This window comes from Mumia sp. zg.B53 (assembly GCF_019550935.1).
Classification (GTDB): Bacteria; Actinomycetota; Actinomycetes; order Propionibacteriales; family Nocardioidaceae; genus Mumia.
On sequence record NZ_JAHWCK010000004.1, the window covers coordinates 289351 to 309530 of the forward strand.

Sequence of the window (20180 nt, forward strand, 5' to 3'; positions counted from 1 at the left end):
TGCGCGTTCCCACACACAACAGGAGGATTCCCATGCGACTCTCCCGGCGTACTCGCCTTGGAGGCGTGGCGCTGCTCGCAGCCATCGGACTGACACTGTCCGGCTGCGGCGGCGACGGGGGAGATGAGGGCAACGGTTCGAGCGATTCGACCGACGCCGTCATCACCGCTCGTTCGACCGAGCCTCAGAACCCGCTGGTTCCGCAGGCGACCAACGAGGTCGGCGGCGGCAACGTCATCGATCTGCTCTATGCGGGCCTCATCACGTACAAGGAAGACGGCTCGCAGGAGCTCGAGGTCGCTGAGTCGATCACCTCTGACGACAACAAGACCTGGACGATCAAGCTCAAGGACTGGAAGTTCAGCGACGGCACCGCCGTCACCGCGAAGTCCTTCGTCGACGCCTGGAACTACGGCGCCGGCCCCGGGGGCAAGAACGCGCAGAACGCCTCGTACTTCTACTACCCGATCGAGGGCACGACCGCCGAGGGCACCCTCGACAAGAACGCCCAGACGATCTCGGGTCTGAAGGTCGTCGACGACAAGACCTTCACGATCACGCTGAAGCAGCCGGAGTCCGACTTCCCGCTGCGTCTCGGCTACTCGGCCTACTACCCGCTGCCTGAGTCGGCCTTCGCCGACATCAAGGCGTACGGCGAGAAGCCGGTCGGCAACGGCCCGTACAAGCTCGAGGCCTGGGAGAACAACAAGGAGATCCGTCTCGTCCCGAACGGCGAGTACGACGGCGCCCGCAAGGCCCAGAACGGCGGCGTGACCTTCGTGGTCTACACCGACACCGAGGCCGCCTACACCGACCTCCAGTCGGGCAACCTCGACGTCCTGGACACCGTCCCGGACAGCGCGCTGGCGACCTTCGCCGACGACTCGGCCATCCAGCCCATCGAGGCACCCGGCTCGGTCAACGGTTCGTTCCAGTTCCCGGTCGACCTCCCCGGCTTCACCGGTGAGGCCGGCAAGCTTCGCCGTCAGGCCGTCTCGATGGCCCTGAACCGCGAGGAGCTCACCGAGAAGCTGTTCTTCGGCACCCGCACCCCGGCGCTCGACTTCAGCGCGCCGCCGATGCCGGGCTGGACCGACGAGATCCCCGGCAACGAGGTTCTCGAGTTCAACGCCGACGAGGCCAAGAAGCGCTGGGCCGAGGCCGAGAAGATCGAGCCTTGGGGCAACAAGAAGCTGCTGATCGCCACCAACACCGATGGCGCCGGCAACAAGGCATCGGTCGACGCGATGGCCAACCAGATCAAGAACACGCTGGGCATCAACGCTGAGCCGAAGTACTACGCCACGTTCGACGAGTTCCTCGACGACCGTGACAACAACAAGACCGGTGCGCTGTTCCGCGCCGGCTGGCAGCCCGACTACCCGTCGATCTCGAACTACCTCGGCCCGATCTACGGCACCGGGGCGGCCTCGAACGACGCGCGTTGGTCCAACAAGGAGTTCGACGCCCTCATCGCCAAGGCGGCCGGCGCGGAGAACGACGAGGATCGCTACCAGGCGTTCGTCGACGCGCAGGCCATCCTCATGGAGGAGCTGCCGGGTCTGTCGATGTGGTACACCGATGCCACTGGCGCCGCTGCGAAGGGCGTCAAGAACGTCAAGTTCAACTGGCAGGGTGTTCCGATCTACCAGAACATCACAAAGTAGTCGCACCAACACCGCATGCGGGGCGCGCGGGGGTCAGCTCACCAGCTGCCCCCCGCGCGGCCTGCGCGGGTCCCCGGTGCCTACCGGCGCCGACGGGCCCTGAAACCATCTCTCTCCTCTCGGAGAGACCATCCCGTAGGAGGCCACTGACATGTGGTGGTATGCCGCGCGGCGAATCCTGCAGACGATCCCCGTCCTGCTCGGGTCGACGCTGCTCATCTACGCGCTAGTCTTCCTTCGCCCCGGTGATCCCGTCCGTGCGCTGTTCGGCGACAAGCCGGTCTCCGAGGCGACGCTGGCTCAGGTCAGGGAGCAGTACAACTTCGACGAGCCGTTCCTCGTGCAGTGGCTCCTCTTCCTCAAGGGCGCCGTCACCGGCGACCTCGGACAGTCGTTCACCGGCCGTCCTGTCATCGATCTCGTGGCCGATGCCTTCCCGGTCACCATCAAGCTCGCGCTGATGGCCCTCGTCTTCGAGGCCGTCTTCGGCATCATCGCGGGCACCATCGCCGGTCTCCGCAAGGGCAAGCTCTTCGACTCGACGATGCTCGTCGTGTCGCTGCTGGTCATCGCCGTCCCCATCTTCGTCTTCGGCTTCGTGCTGCAGCTCATCTTCGGCGTCAAGCTCGAGTGGTTCCCTGCGACCGTCGGCGGTGACGCTTCGTTCCGCAACCTTCTTCTTCCCGCGATCGTGCTCGGACTCGTCTCGTTCGCCTACGTCCTGAGACTCACGAGGACCTCGGTCGCCGGCAACCTCGGCGCCGATCACGTGCGAACCGCGCGGGCCAAGGGGCTCCCCGAGGGGACCGTCGTCCGGCGCCACGTCCTGCGCAACTCCCTGATCCCGGTTGTGACGTTCCTCGGTGTCGACCTCGGTTCCCTGATGGCAGGCGCGATCGTGACCGAGGGCATCTTCAACATCCCCGGCGTCGGCAATCTGGCCTACCAGGCAGTCATCCGCGGAGAGACACCGACGATCGTCTCGGTCGTGACGATCATGGTCCTCGTGTACGTCATCGCGGCGCTGCTCGTCGACCTGCTGTACGCCTTCCTCGACCCAAGGATCCGTTATGCCTAAGCCGACGCTCGCGGGGCAGGAGCGCTACGTGGCCCCGATCGAGGAGACCCCGCTCGCGGCGGTCGACTCGATCCAGGTGGACGAGGCGCCCTCCAGCCAGTGGAAGGAGGCGTGGAAGCAGCTCCGCCGCAACCCCATGTTCCTCATCTCCGCCGCGCTCCTGGCCGTCCTGGCCGTGGTGATCGCGTTCCCCGGACTCTTCACCAACGCCGACCCGCGATTCTGCGAGGTCGGCCGAAGCCTCGCCCCCCCGTCGCCCGGCCATCCTTTCGGGTTCGACTTCCAGGGGTGCGACGTGTGGTCGCGGACCCTGTACGGAGCGCGTGCCTCGGTCGCCGTCGGTGTCCTCACCACGCTGTTCGTCGTCGTGATCGGTGGCATCACCGGAGCGATCGCCGGCTTCAAGGGAGGCTGGGCCGACGCGATCATCTCGCGCATCAGCGACATCTTCTTCGCGATCCCGCTGATCCTGGCAGCCATCGTGAGCCTCTCGGCGCTCACGAACGCGTTCCCTGACCGCGGGTTCTGGGGCGGCATCGCCGCCGTCGTCGTGACGCTGGCCGTCTTCGGCTGGCCGCAGATCGCCCGCATCATGCGCGGTTCGGTCATCGAGGTCAAGAACCTCGAGTTCGTCGATGCCGCCCGCGCGATCGGCGCCAAGGACTCGCGCAACCTGTGGCGTCACATCGTCCCGAACGCGATGTCTCCCGTGATCGTCACCGCGACCGTGTCGCTCGGCATCTTCATCGTCGCCGAGGCCACGCTGTCGTTCCTCGGGCTCGGCCTGCCCTTCACGGTGGTCTCCTGGGGCAACGACATCGCGGAGGCGCAGCGGCTGATCCGGTCCGGCACCCGGCTCGGCGTGATGTTCGTCCCCGCCGCCGCTCTTGCGCTCACCGTGCTGAGCTTCATCCTGCTCGGTGACGCTGTCCGTGATGCCCTCGACCCGAAGGCGAAGAAGCGATGAGCCAGCAGCCACTCCTCGAGGTCCGCAACCTCGACGTCGCCTTCTACGCCGACAAGAAGGCCATCCCTGCCGTGGAGGGGGCGAACCTGACCGTCTACCCGGGCCAGACCGTCGCCATCGTCGGTGAGTCCGGCTCGGGCAAGTCGACGACCGCGCACGCGATCATCGGGCTGCTTCCGGGCACCGGGCGGGTGACCGGCGGCGAGATCCTCTTCGACGGCAAGGACATCGCGCACTCGAGCACGAAGGACTTCGAGTCCCTGCGTGGTGACCAGATCGGCCTCGTGCCCCAGGACCCGATGTCGAACCTCAACCCGCTCTGGCGGGTCGGGACGCAGATCAAAGAGTCCCTGGTCGCCAACGACATCGCCAAGGGCAAGGACGCCGATCGCCGCGTGAACGGGCTGCTTGCCGAGGCCGGCCTGAACGACGTCGAGCGTCGTGCACGCCAGTACCCGCACGAGTTCTCCGGCGGCATGCGCCAGCGTGCGCTCATCGCGATGGGTCTGGCCGCACGTCCCAAGCTCCTCATCGCCGACGAGCCGACCTCTGCGCTCGACGTAACCGTTCAGAAGCAGATCCTCGACCATCTCGACGGCCTGACCGACGAGCTGGGCACCGCGGTGCTGCTGATCACCCACGACCTGGGTCTGGCGGCAGAGCGTGCCGACCACATCGTCGTCATGTACAAGGGCCGGGTCGTGGAGTCCGGTCCGGCGCTGGAGATCCTCAAGAACCCCGAGCACCCCTACACCCAGCGGCTCGTGTCCTCGGCCCCCTCGATCGCGTCGCAGCGCCTGAGCTCGGTGCGGGCGCGCGCGGAGGTCCGGGAGCAGGCGGTGCAGACCGCCGGCGAGATCGCGGCCCAGGTCGCGACGACGCAGGGTGAGGTCGGCAAGGGCCACGACGACATCATCGTCGTGGAGAACCTCACGAAGGTGTTCATGCTGCCGGGCGACCGTCCGTGGCGCAAGACCGAGCTCCGAGCGGTCGACGACGTCAGCTTCCGGCTGCGTCGTGGCACCACCACCGCGATCGTGGGCGAGTCCGGCTCGGGCAAGTCGACGGTCGCGCGGATGGTCCTCGGCCTGCTCGATCGGACCGGCGGCACCGTCCACTTCGACGGGTACGACACGGGTCAGCTGAAGGGCAAGAGGCTGATGGCGCTGCGCCGCCAGATGCAGCCCGTCTTCCAGAACCCGTACGCCTCCCTCGATCCGATGTACTCCATCTTCAAGTCGATCGAGGAGCCCCTGGCGACTCACGGGATCGGCTCGTCGGCGGAGCGCGAGGCCAAGGTCCGCGACCTGCTCGAGAAGGTGTCGCTGCCGGGGTCGATCATGCGGCGCTACCCCAACGAGCTGTCCGGTGGACAGCGCCAGCGGGTCGCGATCGCGCGCGCGTTGGCGCTCGAGCCGGAGGTGGTCGTGCTCGACGAGGCGGTCTCCGCCCTCGACGTGCTGGTCCAGGCTCAGATCCTGGAGCTGCTCAACGACCTCCAGGCCGAGATGGGTCTGAGCTATCTGTTCATCACCCACGACCTCGCGGTGGTCCGTCAGATCGCCGACAACGTGCTGGTGATGCAGGACGGCAAGATCGTCGAGGCCGCCGGCGTGGGCGAGGTGTTCGACAACCCGCGCGAGGGCTACACGCGCAGGCTGCTCGACGCCATCCCCGGACGGGATCTCCTGGCCTCGGCCTGACCTCGACGCGCACGCCGCAGCGCCGCCGTACCCCCTGATCGGGGGTACGGCGGTGCTGTCGTTCACACCCTCGGCCAGGCGGTGGACACCCGTTTGACTCCTTCGAACATCTGTTCGAACATGGAGAGGTGACCGGAGCCGTTCTCGATCAGCTTGCCGCGCGGATGCGGGCGATGGAGGGGTCCCCGCAGGTGCGGGACCGCCTTCCGACGCTGCCCGCGTTGGCCCAGGTGGTGCCGGGTGGGCTGCTGCGCGGCACCACGTACGAGGTGGCTGACTCCCTCGCCCTGGCTCTCGCGCTGGCCGCCGGCCCGTCGATCGACGGGGCCTGGTGCGCCGTGGTGGGGGTGCCCGAGATGGGAGCCGAGGCCGCAGCCTCGCTCGGTCTCGCGCTCGAGCGGACCATCCTCGTCCCGGCGCCCGGTGAGCACTGGCAGCACGTGGTGAGCACGCTCGCCGACGTGACGGACGCGATCGTCGTACGCCCTTCCTCTCGTGTCCGTGACGGTGACGCGCAGCGGATCACGGCACGTCTGCGACAGCACGGCACCACGGCGGTCGCGCTGACGCCCCACCCGGGCGTGTGGCCCCGTGCCGCCGGCCGGCTCGAGGTCACCGAGAGCTCCTGGACCGGGATGGGCGACGGGCACGGTCACCTGCGCCGTCGTCATGTCACCGTGACCGCGACCGGTCGCTGGGGGCGGCCGCACCGCACCCGGCTGTGGCTGGACGCGGTCGTCGAGCCGGCTGCTGTCGGGGACGACACGGTCGTGGCGCTGCCCGGGGCGCTCGGCTACGGGGTGGCGAGCTGATGGCGCGCACCCTGGTGGCGTGGTGCCCCGACTGGCCCGTCCGGGCGGTCCGGCACACCGGTGCCGGCGCCGGGCTGCCGCCGGGGGCACCGATCGCGCTGTTCGAGCGCGGCGAGGTCCGGGCGTGCTCGACCTCCGCGCGCGCCGAGGGGGTGCGCCGTGGCCAGCGGATGCGCGACGCGCAGGCGCGCTGTCCCGACCTGGTGACGCTCGACTACGACCCCGGGCTCGACGTGCGTGCGTTCGAGCCGGTGCTCGCCGCGGTCGAGGAGATCGCTCCTGGGGTGCAGCCGCTGCGTCCGGGGACCTGCGCGGTCCGCGTGGCGGGTCCCGGCCGCTACTTCGGTGGTGAGCAGCACGCGGCTGCGGTCCTCGCCGAGAGGCTGGTCGAGCACGGCATCGACGACGTGCGCTTCGGTGTCGCCGATGCCGTGTTCGCTGCCGAGCAGGCTGCTCGGCAGGCGAGCGTGCAGGACAGTCTCGTGGTGCCGCCGGGGGAGTCGGCCGCCTTCCTCGCCGACCTGCCGGTGAGCGTCCTCGACCGGCCCGAGATGGTGAGCCTGCTGCAGCGGCTCGGGCTCCGTACGCTCGGGGCGTTCGCCGCTCTGCGTCCGGCCGACGTGCTGACCCGGTTCGGGCCCGACGGGGCACTCGCCCATCGGCTCGCTCGAGGCGCCGACGACCGGGCGTTCGCGGCGCGCCGCCCTCCCTCGGACCTCGAGCGCGAGGTCTCGTTCGAGCCGCCGCTCGAGGATGCGGAGGCGGTCGCGTTCAGCGTCCGGCGGACGGCCGAGGCGTTCGTCACCGGTCACGCCGAGCGGCAGCTGGTCTGCACCAGCCTGTGGGTCGAGGTGCACACCGACGACGGGCAGATCGCCGAGCGTCAGTGGCTGCATCCCCGCTGGTTCGACGCCGGCGACATCGTCGACCGGGTCCGCTGGCAGCTGCAGGCGTCGTCGGGATCGGGCACGGCCGTCTCGGCCGTCAGTGCGCCGATCATCGGGGTGAAGCTGATCCCGGAGGACGTGGCGCCGGTGACCGACCATGCCGAGGGCCTGTGGGGGAGCGGCCCCGACGCGCGCATCCACCGAGCCGCGTCCAAGGTGCAGAGCATGCTCGGCCGGGAGGCCGTGGTCTCGGCGGTCGTCGGAGGCGGACGAGGTCCCTCCGACCGACGGACGCTGGTGCCGTGGGGCGATCCGCTCTCAGCTGAGCGCCCGGCCGCACCACCGTGGCCCGGCAGCCTGCCGGCACCGGCGCCGGCCACCGTCTACGACCCACCGCGTCCGGCACAGGTGGTCGGTTCCTCCGGACAGCCGGTCAGGGTCAGCGAGCGGGGCATGGTGACGGCCGCGCCTGCGCGGTTCGCCGCGAGCGACGCCGGGCTCCGGCCGGTGGCCGCCTGGGCAGGGCCGTGGCCGGTCGACGAGCGCTGGTGGGACGCGCGGGAGGCGGTGCGGGCGGCTCGGTTCCAGGTGGTCGGGGTCGACGGCAGCGCGTGGTTGCTGCGAGTCAGCGACGGAGTCTGGTGCGTGGAGGCCCGATATGACTGAGGCCGGGGCCGACTGATGGGCTTCAACAACCCCGACATGCCCTGGTCCGAGCTCGAGCGGCGGCTGTCGGGGCGGCTGCCGCCGGCGAAGCAGTCGCCTGCCTTCGACGTCCCCGACGGCGGCGACGGTCCGGCGTTCTCCCGCAAGCGTGCTCCCTACGAGCCGTCGGGCGCCGTCGAGGAGTCGTCGCCGGAGCCGGACGAGCCGTACGTGCCCTACGCCGAGCTCCACGCGCACTCCGACTTCAGCTTCCTCGACGGTGCGAGCAGCCCGGAGGCGCTGGTCGAGGAGGCGGTGCGGCTGCGGCTGACCGGGCTGGCGCTCACCGACCACGACGGCTTCTACGGGGTGGTGCGGATGGCGGAGGCCGCTGCAGTGCACGGTCTGCCGACCGTGTTCGGAGCGGAGCTGTCGCTGGACCTGCGCGGTCCTCAGAACGGCGCCGCAGATCCGGACGGCACTCATCTCCTGCTGCTCGCCCGTGGACAGGAGGGATACCACCGCCTCGCCGGGGCACTCACCGCCGCGCACCTGGCGGGCGGCGAGAAGGGCCGACCCCTCTACGACCTCGACGACCTCGCCGACCGCCTCGGCCGGCACGCGGTCGTGCTCACCGGCTGCCGCAAGGGCGCCGTACGCCAGGCGTTGGTCGGTCCGACCGGCGTCGAGGTCGACGAGCTCGCCGCCGAGAAGGAGGTGCGGGCGCTGCTCGACCGGTTCAGCGAGGACCAGGTCCTCGTCGAGCTCACCGACCACGGCGACCCGTACGACTCCGTCCGCAACGACGCGCTCGCGGCGATCGCGGACCGCCTGGGGCTTCCCACCGTGGCGACCGGCAACGTGCACGCGGCAACGCCCCACGACCGCCGTCTCGCGGGGGCGGTCGCTGCGGTCCGGGCGCGTCGCAGCCTGGACGCGATGGACGGATGGCTGCCCGCGGCGGGGCCATCGCACCTCCGCTCGGGCTTCGAGATGACCCGCCTCTTCGCCCGTTATCCCGGCGCGGTGGAGCGGACCGTCGACATCGCCGCCGACCTCGCGTTCGAGCTGCGCCGGGCCAAGCCGCGACTGCCCAAGCAGAAGGTGCCTGACGGGCACACCCCGATGTCGTGGCTGCGCGAGCTGGTGCGACGCGGGGCTGCCGAGCTCTATCGCGACGCCCCGCCGAGCACCTACGAGCGCCTGGAGGCGGAGCTCGCGGTGATCGAGGAGCTCGACTTCCCGGGTTACTTCCTCATCGTCCACGACATCGTCGCGTTCGCGAAGGGTCGCGGGATCCTCTGCCAGGGTCGGGGGTCGGCCGCCAACTCCGCGGTCTGCTACGCCCTGGGGATCACGGCGGTGGACTCGGTGACGTTCGACCTGCCGTTCGAGCGGTTCCTGTCGGCGAGCCGTGAGGAGGAGCCCGACATCGACGTGGACTTCGACTCTGACCGGCGCGAGGAGGTGATCCAGTGGGTGTACGAGCAGTACGGCCGCCACAACGCCGCGCAGGTCGCCAACGTCATCTCGTACCGTCCGAAGTCTGCGGTCCGTGACATGGCCAAAGCACTCGGCTACTCCCAGGGGCAGCAGGACGCGTGGTCCAAGCAGATCGACCGCTGGAGCAGCCTGCCGCGCGACGAGGCGACCGAGGACGTACCCGAGCCGGTGCTCGACCTGGCCGAGCAGCTCCTCAAGGCGCCGCGCCACCTCGGCATCCACTCGGGCGGCATGGTGCTCACCGACCGACCGGTGGGGGAGGTGTGCCCGATCGAGCACGCCCGCATGGAGGACCGCACGGTCCTGCAGTGGGACAAGGACGACTGCGCCTGGATGGGTCTGGTCAAGTTCGACCTGCTCGGTCTCGGGATGCTCGGCGCCATCCAGCACACGTTCGACATCGTCGCCGAGCACACCGGCGAGCAGTGGAGCCTGGCGTCGATCCCCAAGGAGGAGGCCGGTGTCTACGACCAGCTCTGCCGCGGCGACTCGGTCGGGGTGTTCCAGGTGGAGAGCCGCGCTCAGATCGGGACGCTGCCGCGCCTGAAGCCGCGACGCTTCTACGACCTGGTGTGCGAGATCGCCTTGATCCGGCCGGGTCCGATCCAGGGTGGCGCGGTGCACCCGTTCATCCGGCGGCGGACCGGCGAGGAGGAGATCACCTATCTGCACCCGGCGCTCGAGCCGGTGCTTCGCCGTACCCTCGGCGTGCCGCTGTTCCAGGAGCAGCTGATGCAGATCGCGATGCAGGTCGGCGGCTGCACCGGGGACGAGGCCGACCTGCTGCGGCGGGCGATGGGGTCCAAGCGCGGCGTCGAGAAGATCGAGCGGCTGCGCGCGACGCTGTACGCAGGCATGGCCGCGCACGGCATCACCGGCGACCTGGCCGACGAGATCTACCAGCGGATCGAGGCGTTCGCGAGCTTCGGGTTCGCCGAGTCGCACTCGATCAGCTTCGCGCTGCTGGTGTATGCGAGCACGTGGCTGCGACTGCACTATCCGGGGGCGTTCCTCGCGGGGCTCCTACGCTCGCAGCCGATGGGGTTCTACTCGCCGGCGAGCCTGGTCGCCGACGCGCGGCGCCACGGGGTGGAGGTGCTGCGCCCCGACGTGAACCGCTCGGGTGCAGGCGCCGACCTCGAGCTCGCGGGTCACTCTCCGGCACTCGCGGGTCACTCTCCGGCGACCGCGGGTCACTCTCTGGCGCCCGCGGGTCACTCTCCGGCGTCCGCGGGTCACGACGCCTGCCTCGAGCAGGATCAGCCACCGGTCGGTGACTTCGACGCGGACGTGCCGTTCGACCACGCGTGGCACCGCCGCGACGGACGCTTCGTCGTACGGCTCGGGTTGGCCGGGGTCACCTCGGTGGGCAAGGACGCGGCAGAGCGGATCGTCGCGGAGCGCTCTCGCGGTGGGCCGTACGCCTCGATGACCGACCTCACCCGCCGGGTCTCACTGACCGCGACGCAGGTCGAGGCGCTGGCGACCGCAGGGGCGTTCGACGGGTTCGGGCTGTCGCGGCGCGAGGCGCTGTGGTCCTCGGGGCCTGCCGCGCAGGAGAGTCCTGGGCAGCTCGAGGGGACGACGGTGCTCAGCGACGCGCCGACGTTGCCGGGGATGAGCGAGGCCGAGATCACGATGGCCGATCTCTGGTCGACGGCGATCGCGCCGGACAGCCACCCGATGGACCACGTCCGGGAGGCGATGCGCGTACGCGGAGCGCTGCGCGTGTCCGACCTGGCGGCGGTCGAGCCGGGGACCCGCATCGAGGTCGCCGGCCTGGTCACGCACCGGCAGCGCCCGGCGACGGCCGGGGGAGTCACGTTCCTCAACCTCGAGGACGAGACGGGGATGCTCAACGTCATCTGCACGGCAGGACTGTGGTCGCGCTACCGGCGGATCGCCCGCGACTCCAGCGCGCTCGTCGTCCGCGGGATCGTCGAGCGGCGCGACGGCGCGACCAACCTGCACGCCGACCGGCTCGAGCGCCTCCCCATCACGATGCGGACGACGTCGCGCGACTTCCACTGAGGCCGGCGGGGGCGGTTCGCCCGTTCGCCCCACGATGAGCGGAAGGCGGCCGAACGGGAGGATCTTCTGGGATACCCTCCAGCAGCCGCAAACCGTCTGGCACACTAGGGCGCGTGTCCAAGATCACATCAGGTGGCGATGCCCCGCCCGCACTCCCGTACGCCGTCATCGGCGCCGGCCCGTCCGGCCTCGCGGCCACCCGGGCACTGACCAAGCGCGGCCTCGACGTCGTCGGGTACGAGCTCCATGACGACGTCGGCGGCCTGTGGGACATCGATGGGCCGCGCAGCACGATGTACGAGTCGGCGCACCTGATCTCCTCCAAGACCACGACCCAGTTCGCCGAGATGCCGATGGGCGACGAGGCCGCCGACTACCCGAGCCACCGTGAGCTCAAGCGCTACTTCCGCGCGTACGCCGACCGTTTCGGTCTCCGCGACCACTATCGCTTCGGCACGGAGGTGACCCGCGTCGAGCCGCACGCCGACGGGGGTTGGGTGGTCACGACCCGCGAGGTGTCCTCAGGTTCGACGAGCACCGACCGTGTCTCCGGAGTCGTCATCGCCAACGGCACCCTGTCCGAGCCGAACCTGCCCCAGCTCAAGGGCCAGTTCGACGGCGAGGTGTTCCACACCAGCGCGTACAAGAAGGCGACCACCTTCGCCGGCAAGCGCGTCCTCATCATCGGCGCCGGCAACTCGGGCTGCGACATCGCCGTCGACGCGGTGCACCACGCCGCATCGGTCGACATGAGCGTGCGGCGCGGCTACTACTTCGTGCCGAAGTATCTCTTCGGCAAGCCCGCGGACACGCTCAACCAGGGCAAGCCGCTCCCTCCTCGGGTCAAGCAGGCGATCGACACCCGCGTGCTCAAGCTCTTCACCGGTGACCCCGTCAAGCTCGGCTTCCCCAAGCCCGACTACAAGATCTACGAGTCGCACCCGATCGTGAACTCGCTGATCCTCCACCACCTCGGCCACGGCGACCTCAGCATCAAGCCCGATGTCGACCACGTGGACGGCTCGACGGTGCACTTCCGTGACGGCACGAGCCGCGACTACGACACGATCGTGCTCGCGACGGGCTACACGCTGCACTACCCGTTCATCGATCCGGCCCTGCTGCGCTGGAACGGCTGGTCGCCGCAGCTCTACCTCAACATCTTCACTCCCGAGCGCGACGACCTCTTCGTGATGGGCATGGTCGAGGCGTCGGGGCTCGGCTGGCAGGGCCGCTACGAGCAGGCCGAGCTGATCGCGTCGTACGTCGATGCTCGGCGGACACGCCCGGCCCAGGCGGAGGCGTTCGCCGCCAAGACCCGTGGCCCGCTGCCGGACCTGTCCGGCGGCTACCGTTACCTCGGCCTGGAGCGCATGAGCTACTACGTCAACAAGGACGCCTACCGTACGGCGGTCCGTGCCGCGATCGAGGAGCTCTCGTGACCGACCTCGTGTTCCTCGCCGCCGGCGACGTCGACGCGATCAGCATCTCGTTCAACGAGTCGTCGCTGACGCTGCTCAAGATCGTCATCGGCACGATCCTCTTCGGCATCGCCCTCGACACGCGGCTCGAGGACTTCCGTGCCGCCGCACGCAAGCCCTTGGCGATGGGAGTCGCGATCGCCGGGCAGTTCCTCCTGCTGCCCGCGATCACCTTCGCTCTCACGCTGCTGCTCAACGTCCGCGGGTCGATCGCGCTCGGCATGATCCTCGTGGCGTGCTGCCCTCCCGGCAACGTCTCGAACATCCTCACCCACCGCGCCCGCGGTGACGTCGCGCTCTCGGTCGCGATGACGTCGGTCGGCAACGTGCTGGCGATCTTCCTGATGCCGCTCAACTTCGCCTTCTGGGGCGGCCTCCACCCGACCGGTCAGAACTTCCTCACCGACATCGAGGTGAGCCCCTGGGACATGCTCAGCGAGGTCCTCCTCGTGATCGGCCTGCCGTTCGTCCTCGGGATCACGATCGCGCGGCTGTGGCCGCGGGTCGCCGCGCGTGCGCACGGCATCGTCAGCAAGGTCGCGTTCGTCGCGCTCGGCGCCATCATCGTGGTCGGCATCGCCAGCAACTGGGGCGTGTTCGTCGACTACATCGGCGTCGTCGTCATCGCCGTCTTCCTCCACGACGCCCTCGCGATGGCCCTCGGGTACGGCGTCGCTCGGGGTGCACGCCTGTCCGACCGGTCGACACGGGCGATGACGTTCGAGGTCGGCATCCGCAACGCCGGGCTCGGGCTGCTGCTGGTCTTCGAGTTCTTCGACGGGCTCGGGGGCATGGCGCTGGTCGCGGCCTGGTGGGGGATCTGGGACATCATCGCGGGTCTCGTGGTGGCGTCCCTGTGGGCGCGCAGACCCGTCCGCGAGGAGAAGGTCGAGGTGCCGGCATGAGTCGTCGCGTCCTCGTCACCGGTGGCTCGGGCTTCCTCGGCTCGTCCGTCGTCCCTGGTCTCGCGGCCGACCCCGGGGTCGCGCTCGTCGTGAGCGCCGACGTGCGGGAGCCGCGCGAGCGGGTCACGGGCGTCGAGTACGCGACGGTCGACGTCACCGACCCCGGCGCCGTGTCCGACGCGGTCTCCTCGTACGAGGTCGACACGATCGTCCATCTCGCCTCGATCGTGAACCCGCCCCCCGGCATGACCGACGACGTGGCCTACCGGGTCGACGTCGACGGCAGCCGCAACGTCCTCGACGCGGCCCTCACCCACGGCGTACGCCGGCTCGTCGTCTCCTCCAGCGGCGCGGCGTACGGCTACCACGCCGACAATCCCGCGTGGATCACCGAGGATCAGCCCGTACGCGGCAACGACGCCTTCGCGTACAGCCGGCACAAGCGGCTCGTCGAGGAGATGCTGGCCGACGCCCGGCGCGACCACCCGGAGCTGCAGCAGACGGTTCTCCGCATCGGGACGATCCTGGGGGAGCGGGTCGACAACCAGATCACCGACCTGTTCCGCAAGAAGCGCCTCCTCAAGATCGCGGGGGCCGACTCACCCTTCGTGTTCGTCTGGGACACCGACCTCACCGCGATCGTCGTGCACGCCGTCACCGCCGACGTGACGGGCACCTTCAACGTCGCGGGCGACGGGGCGCTGACGATCGACGAGATCGCGGTGCGCCTCGGACGGGGCACGCTGGCGATCCCCGAGGTCGTGCTCCGCGGGGCGCTCACGGTCGCGAAGCCGCTGCGGTTGACGCAGTACGGCCCCGAGCAGACGAAGTTCCTCCAGTTCCGCCCGGTGCTCGACAACACACGGCTCAAGACGGTCTTCGGGTACGAGCCTGCCTACACGTCTGCGCAGGCGTTCGAGGCGTGGAGGGCCGCGCAGGGGCTGTGACGTCGCGGCCCACCCGGCACGGCGCCGCCGCTACAACGCAGCGACCGGCTCGACGACGGTGTCGACCAGCTCGCGGGCGAACCCCACCGGGTCGTCGTCGGACGGCGTCACGAACACTTCCTCGACGCCGATCTCGGCGTACGGGGCGAGAGAGCCCGTGAACGAGCCGTCGAGCGGCACCGAGCCGTTCCAGAGGATCGTCTTGCGGATCTCCTCGTACGGCCGCCCGACGTCCTCGCAGTGGCTGCGCAGTACGTCGAGCTTGTGCGCCACGCCGTCTGTCCCGTCGCCGGCCTGCGCGAAGAGGTTGCAGGCGTCGGCGTACTGCGCGACCAGCCGCAGCGTCTTGCGTTCGCCGCCTCCGCCGACCATGATCGGCACGGGTCCGAGCGGTTTCGGCTCGCACAGCGTCTCGGCGAGCTGGTAGTAGCGCCCCTCGTACGGGCCGTCGTCGTCGCCGAACATCTGCGTGACGATCTGCAGCGTCTCTTCGAGCCGCGCCAGCCGCTCACCCGCCGGCCACACGGGCACCCCGAGCCCGCGCTGCTCGCGCTCGTACCAGCCGGCGCCGATCCCGAGGGTCGCGCGGCCACCGCTCAGCACGTCCAGCGACGCGACGATCTTGGCCAGCAGCCCGGGATGGCGGTAGGGGACACCGGTGACGAGGACCTGGAACCCGACCCGCTCCGTCCGCGCGGCGAGGAACCCGAGCGTCGTGTAGGCCTCGAGCATCGGGTCGCGCGGACCACCGGCGTAGCCCTCCATCTGGAAGAAGTGGTCCATCACCGACAGGGACCGCAGGCCGCCGGCGTCGGCGACCGCGCCCACCTCGGCGTACGCCGGCGCGATCGCTGTCGCGCCACCGGGAACGTCGTAACGGGGGAGGTGGAGCGAGACATGCATGGCTAGACGCTACAGTGCGCGGTCCAGCTCATTAACGGTCTCGGGATCGAGGGTGAGCGCGGCTGCGGCCATGTTCTCCTCGAGGTGCGCGACCGACCCGGTGCCGGGGATGGGCAGCATCACCGGCGAGGTCTGGAGCAGCCACGCCAGCGCGACCTGGGCGGGTGTCGCGTCGTACCGCTCGGCCGCGTGGCCGACGGGTCCGTCCGGCCCGGCGAGCTCGCCCGCATCGACCGGTGCCCACGGGATGAACCCGATGCCGTGCTCGGTGCAGTAGGCCAGGACGTCGGCCGAGGAGCGGTCGACGAGGTTGTAGCGGTTCTGGACCGTGACGACGGGCACGTACGTCCGCGCCTCCTCGATGTCGGCCACCGTGACCTGCGACAGCCCGACCGCTCGGACCTTGCCGTCCTCGCGCAGCTGGGCCAGCGTCTCGAACTGCTCGTCGCGGGGCGTGCGCTCGTCGATCCGGTGCAGCTGGAAGAGGTCGATCACGTCGGTCCGGAGCCGACGCAGGCTCATCTCGACCTGCTGCCGGAGGTACTCACGACGGCCGACCGGCCACCACTCGTCCGGACCGGTGCGGACGAGGCCGGCCTTCGTGGCGATGGTCAGACCTTCTCCGTACGGCGCCAGCGCCTCGGCGATGATCGACTCGCTCACCTCGGGCCCGTACGAGTCGGCCGTGTCGATGAAGTCGACTCCCAGCTCGACGGCCCGCCGGAGCACCGCGCGCGCCGTCTCACGGTCGGCAGGCTCGCCCCAGATCCCCGGGCCGGTGATGCGCATCGCGCCGAATCCCAGCCGGTTGACGGTGCCCACACCGTCGATGTCGAACGTGGTCGCGCTGGTGCCCTCAACGGTCATCGCTGTCGTCCTCCTCGAGATCGGCGAGCGTGTCGTAGTACGCCCGACCTGCAGGGTAGTAGTCGGTCCAGACAGGCTCGGGCTCGTCGACGATCCTCGCTCCGAGGACTCCGAGCAGGTAGTCGCCGCGAGGGCCCTGCTCGCCGACGTCGGCCGGTGTGACGTCGTGGATCACCAGCTGCATGTCGGTCGTGCTGTCCTCGCGTGTGCGGAGGTAGGCGTCGACCACGGTGCCGGTGTCGAGGCGAACCGCGAGATGGTCGGGCTCGCTCTCGCCGATCACCGTCACCTCGATGTCGCCGAGCGGCTCAGGACCCGTCACCGCCGCCCAGGCGTCGTCTCGGTCGAGCGGCAGGATCCGGTTGTAGACGAGGTCGATATGCTTGTCGTGAGTGCGCATCCGGCCCGTCGGAAGGTGCTTCATCCCTCTAGCGTCGCAGGCACCGGACGCACGCACAGAACACCGGCGACTAGGTTGGAGGTGTCATGAGTCTCGCGCCCGCCACCACCTCCTACCTCGACCACGCAGCGACCACGCCGATGGTCCCCGAGGCGATCGCGGCGATGCAGGACGCCATGCTCGAGGGAGGCAACCCCTCCTCGCTCCACGGGTCCGGACGCCGGGCTCGGCGCCGGGTCGAGGAGGCGCGTGAGCTGATCGCCCAGCGGATCGGTGCCCGCCCCAGCGAGGTCGTGTTCCTGTCCGGAGGCACCGAGGCCGACAACCTCGCAGTCAAGGGCCTGTACTGGTCGCGCCACCGTGCCGACCCCGCCCGCCGCCGCTCGGTCGCGTCGGCGATCGAGCACCATGCCGTGCTCGACTCCCTGGCCTGGTTGGAGAAGTCCGAGGGGGCGGTCGTCGACCTCGTCGGCGTCGACGCGGTGGGCCGGCTCGACGTCGACGCCTTGCGCGCCACCCTCGAGCGTGACCCGAGCGACGTCGCGCTGATCAGCTGCATGTGGGCCAACAACGAGCTGGGCACGGTGCAGCCGATCCCCGAGATCGTGGCGCTCGCCCGCGAGCACGGCATCCCTGTGCACAGCGACGCCGTGCAGGCGCTCGCCCATCTCCCCGTCGACTTCGCCGCGAGCGGCCTCGACGCGATGTCTCTCGCCTCGCACAAGGTCGGCGGCCCGACCGGCGTCGGCGCCCTGGTCGCCCGTCGCGAGCTGGAGGCGGTCCCGCTGGTACACGGCGGCGGACAGGAGCGCGACCTGCGGTCCGGCACGTTGAACACGGCGGCGATCGCCGCGTTCGCGGTCGCGGTCGACCTCGCCGTCACCCGCCGTGAGGACGAGTCCGCGCGGCTCGAGGCGCTGCGGCGGCGTCTCGTCGAAGGGTTGCGTCAGGCGGTCCCCGAGGCGGTCGTCAACGGCGACCCGGAGCCCGGTCCGCAGTCGCGTCTGCCGCACGTCGTCCATCTCACGTTCCCCGGCGCCGAAGGAGACTCGCTCCTCATGCTCCTCGACGCGGCCGGGATCGAGTGCTCGACCGGGTCGGCCTGCTCGGCCGGGGTGCCTCAGGCGAGCCACGTCCTGACCGCGATGGGTCTGGACGACCTCGCGGCGCGCGGGTCGTTGCGCTTCAGCATGGGGCACACCACGACCGCGGCCGACGTCGACCGGCTGCTCGCCACACTCCCGGGGATCTACGAGCGCGCACGTGCTGCCTCGACGGCGGGGAGGCGCTGATGCGTGTCCTGGCCGCCATGTCCGGGGGAGTCGACTCGGCCGTCGCCGCAGCCCGCGCGAAGGACGCCGGCCACGACGTGACCGGCGTGCACCTGGCTCTCTCACGCAACCCGCAGTCGTACCGCACCGGAGCGCGCGGGTGCTGCTCGATCGAGGACAGCAACGACGCCCGCCGCGCCGCTGACGTGATCGGCATCCCGTTCTACGTGTGGGACATGAGCGAGGAGTTCCACGAGGAGGTCGTCGAGGACTTCATCGCCGAGTACACCGCCGGCCGCACCCCGAACCCCTGCCTGCGGTGCAACGAGAAGATCAAGTTCGCCGCCGTCCTCGACCGTGCTCTCGCCCTCGGCTTCGACGCCGTGGTGACCGGTCACTACGCGCGTCTCGAGACCGCGTCGGACGGCACGGTCGAGATGCACCGCGCCGTCGACCACGCCAAGGACCAGTCGTACGTGCTCGGCGTGCTCACCGCCGACCAGATCGCCCACTCGATGTTCCCCCTCGGCACCGACACCAAGGACGAGGTACGGCGGGAGGCGGAGCGCCGGGGCCTGCAGGTGGCGCACAAGCCGGACAGCCACGACATCTGCTTCGTCGCCGACGGCGACACGCCCGGCTGGCTGCACGACAAGCTCGGCACCCGTCCCGGTGTGGTCGTCGACGAGGGCGGCGAGGTCCTCCGCGAGCACGAAGGTTCCTTCGCCTTCACGATCGGTCAGCGTCGTGGGCTGCGGCTCGGCCGTCCCGCCGCGGACGGCAGGCCGCGCTTCGTCCTCGACATCGAGCCCGTCTCGGGCACGGTGACGGTCGGTCCCCGCGAGCACCTGGCGGTCGACGGTCTGGTGGGCATCCGGCCGCTGTGGTGCGGGGCGCCGCCCGACGGCGAGCTCTCGTGCACGGTCCAGCTGCGCGCCCACGGCGACGAGCACCGCGCTTCCGTCCGTCTCGACGGCGACCGGCTGCACGTCGACCTGCACGACCCCGCCGACGGCATCGCCCCTGGGCAGGCGGTCGTCGTCTACGACGGCACGCGTGTGGTCGGGTCCGCGACGATCTCCGCCACCCGGCGGGTCGCCGGTGCGGTGCCGGTCCGATGAGCGTCGACGGAGGAGCCACAGGCATGCGCGCGACCGGTATCGGCTCGATGCCGGGGGAGGACTTCCGTGGCGTCGTCCGGTTCGTCCTGGAGTCGCTCGACCTGCCGTTCCTGCCCGAGCTGCCGGCGCGCGGTGACGGGGCGGGGATGATCGGGCGGGCGGCCGGCCTCCTCGACGGTCTCGGTGCGGACCTCCAGCCGGCCGGCTGGCGTCTGACGGACCGTCCCGGCCTCGACCAGCGACGTGCCCGTTCGCTCCTGGCCCACGACCTCGACGTGCTCGAGGAGGAGGCGGACGGCTACGAGGGCGACCTCAAGGTCCAGGTCGCCGGACCGTGGACGCTGGCCGCGACGATGGAGCGTCCGCGGGGCGACCGCCTGCTGGCCGACCACGGAGCCCGCCGAGAGCTCGCCCAGTCGCTCGCGTCGGGTCTGGCCGCCCACGTCGAGGAGGTGCGTCGCCGCGTCCCCGCGGCCTCGATCGTCGTCCAGGTGGACGAGCCGGGCCTGCGTTCGGTGCTCGATGGGCAGGTCCCGACCGCGAGCGGCGCCGGGAACCACCGGCGGGTGCACCCCCCGGAGGTGGACGCCGCGCTGCGCGAGGTCGCCGACGCGGCGCGTGGCGCGGGAGCGCGCCCGGTGGTCCACACCTGTGCGCCCCGGGTGCCGCTGTCGCTGCTCGCAGGGGCCGGATTCGAGGCGATCTCCTTCGACCTCGGCCTGGTGAGCGGCGAGGAGCGCGACGCGTACGCCTCGGTGCTCGAGTCCGGGGTGGACCTGTGGCCAGGAGTTGCCGACGACGACGTGAGCGCGATGCGGCGTACGAGCGACCGCTTCTTCAGCGGGCTCGGGTTCGGGGAGGAGGCGACCGTCCCACGGACCGTCCTGTCGCCGCCCTGCGGGCTCGCCGACGCGTCGCCGGACGACGCCCGCCGCGTTCTGCGCGGTGTCGCGGCCACGACAAAACTCTGATCTCGCTCCGAGTAGCGCCGT

Annotated in this window: 16 protein-coding genes; 13 read left to right on the forward strand and 3 right to left on the reverse strand. The window is 70.5% G+C overall.

The genetic code is table 11. The features are described 5' to 3' along the window. Positions 1 to 32 precede the first annotated feature (32 nt). The 10 genes from KV102_RS15700 to KV102_RS15745 all read left to right on the forward strand — a co-directional run bounded on the left by KV102_RS15700 (position 33) and on the right by KV102_RS15745 (position 14626). Positions 33 to 1667, forward strand: coding sequence for an ABC transporter substrate-binding protein (locus KV102_RS15700; protein WP_220346833.1), 1635 nt, complete (start codon positions 33 to 35; stop codon positions 1665 to 1667). 151 nt (positions 1668 to 1818) lie between these two features. Beyond that, a complete protein-coding gene (locus KV102_RS15705; RefSeq protein WP_220346834.1) occupies positions 1819 to 2745 on the forward strand; it encodes an ABC transporter permease in 927 nt (308 codons plus the stop codon). Continuing rightward, entirely contained in the window at positions 2738 to 3712 is a 975-nt protein-coding gene (locus KV102_RS15710; protein WP_220346835.1) for an ABC transporter permease, read from the forward strand. The genes KV102_RS15705 and KV102_RS15710 overlap by 8 nt, the downstream gene beginning before the upstream one ends. Then, positions 3709 to 5415, forward strand: coding sequence for an ABC transporter ATP-binding protein (locus KV102_RS15715; protein WP_220346836.1), 1707 nt, complete (start codon positions 3709 to 3711; stop codon positions 5413 to 5415). Before KV102_RS15710 ends, KV102_RS15715 begins: the two co-directional genes overlap by 4 nt. A gap of 128 nt (positions 5416 to 5543) precedes the next feature. Beyond that, positions 5544 to 6227, forward strand: a complete 684-nt coding sequence (locus KV102_RS15720; RefSeq protein WP_220346837.1) for a hypothetical protein — start codon at positions 5544 to 5546, stop codon at positions 6225 to 6227. After that, on the forward strand, positions 6227 to 7780 hold the full coding sequence (locus KV102_RS15725; protein WP_220346838.1) for a DNA polymerase Y family protein: 1554 nt from the start codon (positions 6227 to 6229) through the stop codon (positions 7778 to 7780). Before KV102_RS15720 ends, KV102_RS15725 begins: the two co-directional genes overlap by 1 nt. 15 nt (positions 7781 to 7795) lie before the next feature. Continuing rightward, positions 7796 to 11293, forward strand: coding sequence for an error-prone DNA polymerase (locus tag KV102_RS15730; RefSeq protein ID WP_220346839.1), 3498 nt, complete (start codon positions 7796 to 7798; stop codon positions 11291 to 11293). A 113-nt stretch (positions 11294 to 11406) separates the two neighbouring features. Then, positions 11407 to 12735 (forward strand): NAD(P)/FAD-dependent oxidoreductase, encoded by a 1329-nt coding sequence (locus KV102_RS15735; protein ID WP_220346840.1) that lies wholly within the window; start codon positions 11407 to 11409, stop codon positions 12733 to 12735. Next, positions 12732 to 13679, forward strand: a complete 948-nt coding sequence (locus tag KV102_RS15740; RefSeq protein ID WP_220346841.1) for a bile acid:sodium symporter family protein — start codon at positions 12732 to 12734, stop codon at positions 13677 to 13679. Before KV102_RS15735 ends, KV102_RS15740 begins: the two co-directional genes overlap by 4 nt. Next, on the forward strand, positions 13676 to 14626 hold the full coding sequence (locus KV102_RS15745; protein ID WP_220346842.1) for an SDR family oxidoreductase: 951 nt from the start codon (positions 13676 to 13678) through the stop codon (positions 14624 to 14626). The genes KV102_RS15740 and KV102_RS15745 overlap by 4 nt, the downstream gene beginning before the upstream one ends. A 30-nt stretch (positions 14627 to 14656) precedes the next feature. Here KV102_RS15745 and KV102_RS15750 read toward each other — a convergent pair whose 3' ends face one another. From KV102_RS15750 to KV102_RS15760, 3 genes are read right to left on the reverse strand one after another with little or no spacing between them, the layout of a single operon-like run. Continuing rightward, entirely contained in the window at positions 14657 to 15529 is an 873-nt protein-coding gene (locus tag KV102_RS15750) for an LLM class F420-dependent oxidoreductase (RefSeq protein WP_220346843.1), read from the reverse strand. A gap of 9 nt (positions 15530 to 15538) precedes the next feature. Further along, on the reverse strand, positions 15539 to 16396 hold the full coding sequence (locus tag KV102_RS15755; RefSeq protein ID WP_220346844.1) for an aldo/keto reductase: 858 nt from the start codon (positions 16394 to 16396) through the stop codon (positions 15539 to 15541). Then, positions 16386 to 16820, reverse strand: coding sequence for a hypothetical protein (locus KV102_RS15760; RefSeq protein ID WP_220341165.1), 435 nt, complete (start codon positions 16818 to 16820; stop codon positions 16386 to 16388). Before KV102_RS15760 ends, KV102_RS15755 begins: the two co-directional genes overlap by 11 nt. A gap of 62 nt (positions 16821 to 16882) precedes the next feature. On the opposite strand from KV102_RS15760, the gene KV102_RS15765 reads away from it, so the two are divergent. Genes KV102_RS15765 through KV102_RS15775 form a run of 3 tightly spaced genes read left to right on the forward strand, consistent with a single transcriptional unit; the run spans position 16883 to position 20159 of the window. Next, positions 16883 to 18088: a cysteine desulfurase family protein gene (locus tag KV102_RS15765; protein ID WP_220341166.1), complete on the forward strand. Its 1206-nt coding sequence runs from the start codon at positions 16883 to 16885 to the stop codon at positions 18086 to 18088. Continuing rightward, positions 18088 to 19188: a tRNA 2-thiouridine(34) synthase MnmA gene (mnmA, locus tag KV102_RS15770; protein ID WP_220341167.1), complete on the forward strand. Its 1101-nt coding sequence runs from the start codon at positions 18088 to 18090 to the stop codon at positions 19186 to 19188. The genes KV102_RS15765 and mnmA overlap by 1 nt, the downstream gene beginning before the upstream one ends. Positions 19189 to 19211: 23 nt before the next feature. Continuing rightward, entirely contained in the window at positions 19212 to 20159 is a 948-nt protein-coding gene (locus tag KV102_RS15775) for a methionine synthase (protein ID WP_220346845.1), read from the forward strand. The last annotated feature ends 21 nt before the right edge of the window (positions 20160 to 20180 follow it).